Below are 5,341 nucleotides of genomic sequence, written 5' to 3' on the forward strand. Positions count from 1 at the left end.
GTTCTAGCTCGCATCGGGTCCTTCGGCGCCGGTGCGGCGCCGCGTGATCCGACGCCCGTGCCGTTCCCGGAACGCCCCACTGGCGAGCGTCGATTCATCGACAAGAACCAGCCTGGGGGATTCCCATGACCAGAATCGATCTCGCCCGAATTCGCAATATCGGCATCGCCGCCCACATCGACGCGGGTAAGACCACGACCACCGAACGGGTGCTGTTCTACACCGGTGTCACCCGGACCCTCGGCGAGGTGCACGACGGCACCGCGGTGATGGACCGGATGATCCAGGAGCGCGAACACGGCATCACCATCGCGGCGGCGGCGACCACCTGCTGGTGGGACGAGCACCAGATCACCATCCTCGACACCCCCGGCCACGTCGACTTCACCGTCGAGGTGGAGCGTTCGCTGCGGGTGCTCGACGGTGCGATCGCCGTGTTCGACGCCAAGGAGGGCGTGGAGCCGCAGTCGGAGCAGGTGTGGCGGCAGGCCGACAAATACGGCGTCCCGCGGCTCTGTTTCGTGAACAAGATGGACAAGCTCGGTGCCGATTTCGCGTTCACCGTGCGGACCATCGCGGAGCGACTCCGGGTGCGCCCGTTGGTGATTCAGCTGCCGATCGGTGCGGAGCGCGAGTTCGACGGCATCATCGACCTGGTCGAGATGACCGCCAAGGTGTGGCGTGGCGACACCGACCGCGGTGCTCGTTTCGAGACGATCGAGATTCCGGAAGATCTGCGTACCAAAGCCTTCCAGCATCGTGATGCGCTGGAGGCGGCCGTCGCGGAGGCCGACGAGGAAGTACTGGAGCGCTACCTCGCAGGCAAGCCGATCACCGTCGATGTTCTCAAGGCGGCTATCCGGCGGATGACGATCGACGCACGGGCCTACCCGGTGCTGTGTGGCTCGGCGCTGGCCAACATCGGCGTGCAGCCACTGCTGGATGCCGTCGTCGACTACCTGCCGTCGCCGCTGGATGTCGTCGCTGTGCACGGGTTCTCGCCGGAGGGCGAGCACATCCACCGCGCGCCCGATATCGCCGAGCCGTTCGCGGCGCTGGCGTTCAAGGTCGCGCTGCACCCGTTCTTCGGCAAGCTCGTCTACCTGCGGGTGTACTCCGGTACCGCCGAACCCGGTGTGACCGTACTGAATTCGACCAAAGGGCGAAAGGAGCGTCTCGGCAAACTGTTCCAGATGCATTCGAGCACCGAGATCGCCGTCGAGCGGGTGCAGGCCGGGCAGATCTGTGCCGTGATCGGCCTGAAGGCGACGGGAACCGGCGACACCCTGTGCGATCGGGCAGCCCCCGTCGTCCTGGAGTCGATGACCTTCCCCGACCCCGTACTCGCCGTCTCGATCGAACCGAGGACCCGCGCCGACCAGGACAAGCTGGGCACCGCCTTGGCGCGCCTGGCCGACGAGGACCCGACGTTCACCGTGCGCATCGACGCCGAAACCGGCCAGACGGTCATCGGCGGCATGGGCGAACTGCATCTGGAGATCCTGGTCGACCGGATGAAACGGGAGTTCCGGGTCGACGCCGACATCGGCGCCCCACGCGTGGCCTACCGCGAAACCATCACCGCCGCAGTCGATCTGTTCGAATACACCCACCGCAAGCAACAGGGTGGGCACGGGCAGTTCGCCAAGGTGGTGATCGCGCTGGAACCCCACGTGGCCGAGGACGACGCGATCTACGAATTCGAGAGCCGGGTCACCGGCGGGCGCGTGCCGCGGGAGTACATCCCCGCGGTGGACGTGGGCGCGCAAGACGCGCTGCGCGTCGGCACGCTCGCCGGCTTTCCGCTGGTGAACGTGAAGGTGACGCTGCTCGACGGCGCCGCCCACGTGCAGGATTCGTCGGAACTGGCGTTTCGTCTCGCGGGAGCGGCGGCGGTGCGCGCGGCGCTCGCGCGAGCGAAGCCGGTGCTGCTCGAACCGGTGATGGCCGTGGAGGTCGTGACACCGGAGGAGTACGTCGGCGAGGTGATCGGTGACCTCAACGCCCGTCGGGGCCGGGTCACCGAGCTCACGGAACGGGGCGGCGCGCACATCATCCGCGCGCTGACCCCGCTCCAGGAGATGTTCGGCTACATCGGGGACCTACGCTCGAAAACCCGTGGCCGAGCGAACTACTCGATGGTGTTCGACTCCTACGCCCCGGTCCCGCCGGGTGCTGCGGTGTCGATCATCGCGGGCAGTTGATCGACACCGGTGGCGCCGCGATACCCGCGGCGTCACCGGTTCGTCGACAAGCCCTAGGTGGGGGTCGTGTCCGGTGTCTCGGAGTCGACCATCGCCGGCACCCGACGCGTCCTGGTGGATCCGGCGGTCAGCAGGCGCAGCGCGTCCGCCGAGCTCGCATCGCGCGCGGTGTAGACCTCGAGCCGGTGGTCAGGACTGTCGGGCTGCAACCACACCTGATAGTCGACGTCGACACGGCCGACCGTCGGATGACGCAGATCCATCGGCCCGACGGTGCAATCGGCGACCTCCGCGCCTGCCCACAGTGTCGCGAAAGTCGTACTGCGCATGGTGAGCTCGCCGATCAGTTCGGCCAGACGCGCGTCGGTGGGGTAGCGCCCCGCGGTCAGCCGGAGGTAGCCCACGTGAATGCGGGCGAGCTCGTCCCAGTTCCGGTACAGATCCCTGGCGAGTGGATCGAGGAAGAACAGTCGCGGAATCGACGGACGTCGTGCGGGGTCGTCGGGCGCGGTGAAGTCGAGGTGCTCGCCGACGAGCGCGTGCCCGGCGTGATTCCAGGCGAGCACATCGCCACGGCGTCCGAGCACGACCGCGGGCATGGTGTCGCCGAGCGAGGTGAGCAGCGTGAGAACCCGCGGATGTGGTTGTTCCGGTTCGGCCCGGACCAGGTGCGGCACGGCCGGTTGACCTGCGAGGTTGTGCAGGTGGGCCGTTTCGGCGGGATCGAGCTGGAGCACCCGGGCGATGGCGTCGATGACCTGCGCGGAAACGGTCCCGGCCTGATCTTGTTCGAGGCGCGTGTAATAACCGGCGCTGACTCCGGCGAGCTGAGCGAGTTCTTCGCGGCGAAGTCCGGGGACGCGGCGGGTGACGCCGAAGGTGCGTAGGCCGATCCGCTCAGGGGTAGTTCGGTCGCGGCGGGACTTGAGGAACGTTCCGAGGCTTTCCAACTCCATCGTTCCGATCGTAGGCACCACCGGGCTGTCCTGCCTATCCCGGCCGGGTGTACCCACGTCAGGGGTCTGGTTACCACTCGCACGCGATCGCAGGGTGGGGACATGAATCGAATCGATATCGAGCTGCGATCCTGGCTGGGCCTGCTGGTGGTGCTCGGCCCCGTCCTGCTCGTCGCCATGGACGGCTCGGTGCTGTTCCTGGCCATGCCCGCCATCACCGAGGCGCTCTCACCCTCGGCCGACGAAGCCCTCTGGATCCTGGACAGCTACGGCTTCGCGGTCGGCGCCCTGCTGATCGCGTTCGGCACCATCGGTGACCGATACGGCCGCAAACGCCTGCTGATGTTCGGCGCGGCGATGTTCGGCCTCGGCTCGGTGGGGGCGGCCTTCGCCACGAGCCCCGCACTGCTGATCGCTTTCCGTGTCCTGATGGGGGTGGCAGGCGCGACGCTGTTGCCGTCGGCGCTCGCCGTGCTCGGCACACTGTTCACCGACCCGCGCCGGCGCGCGCAGGCCATCGGCATCTTCGCCGCCACCTTCGCCGCGGGTTTCGCGATCGGCCCGATCGTCGCCGGGCAGCTGCTGACCCGGTTCTGGTGGGGATCGGTGCTACTGATCAATGTGCCCGTGGTGCTGGTGTTCCTGGTGCTGGCGCCGATCCTGCTCGGTGAGGTGCGTGCGACCGGCCTCAGCCGCATCGACGTGGCGAGCGTACTCACCTCGGCATCTGGACTTCTGGCTGCCATGTACGCGGTGAAACACGGCGCTGCGCAGGGCATATCCATTTCCTCGGTGACTGTGGGCCTGGTCGGTGTGGCGCTGCTCGCGTGGTTCGGCCGCAGGCAGGGGCGCATCGACAACCCGCTCATCGACTTCAGCCTGTTCCGCAACCGGGTCTTCACCATCGCGATCGTGACCGGGTTCCTGCCCCTGGCGGCTTGGTCGGCGACCGCGTATCTGGCGGCGATGTACCTGCAATCCGTGCTCGGCAGGTCCATCGCCGACGCCGCGCTGCTCGCGGTCCCCGGCGCGCTCGTGCTCACTGCGGCCGCCGTCGTCACCCCGGCCGTCGTGGCACGCATCGGCCGGTCGGCAGCGTTGATCACCGCCCACTTCACGATCGCGATCGGACTGTCGTTGTTGTTGCCGACCAGCACCGGCAGCGGGGTCGGCTGGTATATCGCCGCGACGGCGGTTGCGGGCATCGGCTACGGCATCTCGTTCAGCGTGGTCGCCGAGATCGCCGTCGCCGCGGTGCCGGCCGAACGGGCGGGCGCGGCGGCCGCGCTGGCCGAGACCGGCAACGAGCTCGGCAACGCGCTCGGTATCGCCCTGTTCGGCTCGCTGGCCGCCGTCTTGTTCCGCGTCCACGGTCCGGACCTTGCCCCGACCCTCGGCGAGACTCTGCACCTGCCCGGCCTCGCCCCCGCCGTACTCGACGACGCCCGCAGCGCCTTCGTCAGTGGACTGCACGTCGTCGCCGCCACCGCGGCCGTCCTGCACGGGGTCCTCGGCTCGGTGGCCCTCCACGTTCTCCGTGGCAGGGCGCTCACCGCGGCGGATGCGCGCCGACCGGATCGGCATCTCGTCGACGACGCCCGGCGGACAGCCGAAGCTGACGGATCTACGCTGCCGTCAGCCGAGGTGGGTCATGCCCGCCGCGACCACCTGGGCGACGTTCAACAGGTCGTCGGCAGTCGGGACGGGTAGGTCGTCGAGGGCGTGGAGGCGGTCGGTGCTGGCGATCGCGAACATGGCGGACACCCAGGCAGCGGCGCAGGCGTGGAGGGTGCCGGGGCGGACGGGGACGGGGGTGCTGGCTTGCAGAACCCTGGTGGTGACATCGAGGAGCTGATCGCGCAGGGCGCGGAGTTTGCGGCGCACGTCGGGGTGGGTGTCGGCTTCGCGCCACATGATCACCCGCAGGACCGAGGAGTGATGGTCGCGCAGGTTGATCGCGGTGTCGAGATTGATAAGGCTGGCGGCTGGATCGCCGGGGGTCACCACGGCGGCGAGGTCGTCGATCGGGTGTTCGGGGACGCGTTCGCGCATGAGCGCGGACAGGATCGCGTTCTTGGTGGGGAAGTAGTAGAAGACCAGTCCTTTCGGCACATCGGCGGCCGCGGCGACGGCCGCGGTCGGCGTCGCGTCGAATCCCACCGCCCTCGACACGGCCTGCGC

The 5,341-nt window shown here is 68.6% G+C and carries 4 protein-coding genes; 2 read left to right on the forward strand and 2 right to left on the reverse strand.

Features of this window, described 5'->3' with window-relative positions; genetic code table 11:
• Nucleotides 1-125 precede the first annotated feature (125 nt).
• Entirely contained in the window at nt 126-2,204 is a 2,079-nt protein-coding gene (gene fusA / locus ACFWF3_RS22850; protein WP_379315201.1) for an elongation factor G, read from the forward strand.
• Between the two features lie 53 nt (nt 2,205-2,257).
• Here fusA and ACFWF3_RS22855 read toward each other — a convergent pair whose 3' ends face one another.
• Nucleotides 2,258-3,160, reverse strand: a complete 903-nt coding sequence (locus ACFWF3_RS22855; protein ID WP_379315202.1) for a helix-turn-helix transcriptional regulator — start codon at nt 3,158-3,160, stop codon at nt 2,258-2,260.
• A gap of 102 nt (nt 3,161-3,262) precedes the next feature.
• On the opposite strand from ACFWF3_RS22855, the gene ACFWF3_RS22860 reads away from it, so the two are divergent.
• Nucleotides 3,263-4,870, forward strand: coding sequence for an MFS transporter (locus ACFWF3_RS22860; RefSeq protein ID WP_379315203.1), 1,608 nt, complete (start codon nt 3,263-3,265; stop codon nt 4,868-4,870).
• Here the strand turns inward: ACFWF3_RS22860 and ACFWF3_RS22865 are convergent.
• A complete protein-coding gene (locus tag ACFWF3_RS22865) occupies nt 4,796-5,332 on the reverse strand; it encodes a TetR/AcrR family transcriptional regulator (protein ID WP_379315204.1) in 537 nt (178 codons plus the stop codon). The two genes, ACFWF3_RS22860 and ACFWF3_RS22865, sit on opposite strands and share 75 nt — an antisense overlap.
• Between the last annotated feature and the right edge of the window lie 9 nt (nt 5,333-5,341).

The organism is Nocardia sp. NPDC060220 (assembly GCF_042727815.1).
GTDB lineage: Bacteria > Actinomycetota > Actinomycetes > Mycobacteriales > Mycobacteriaceae > Nocardia.

Excerpts from the sequence above, each read along its gene's own strand:
- ACFWF3_RS22855 (WP_379315202.1), bottom strand. The coding sequence starts at position 3,160 with ATGGAGTTGGAAAGCCTCGGAACGTTCCTCAAGTCCCGCCGCGACCGA.
- ACFWF3_RS22860 (WP_379315203.1), top strand. The coding sequence starts at position 3,263 with ATGAATCGAATCGATATCGAGCTGCGATCCTGGCTGGGCCTGCTGGTG.
- fusA (WP_379315201.1), top strand. The coding sequence starts at position 126 with ATGACCAGAATCGATCTCGCCCGAATTCGCAATATCGGCATCGCCGCC.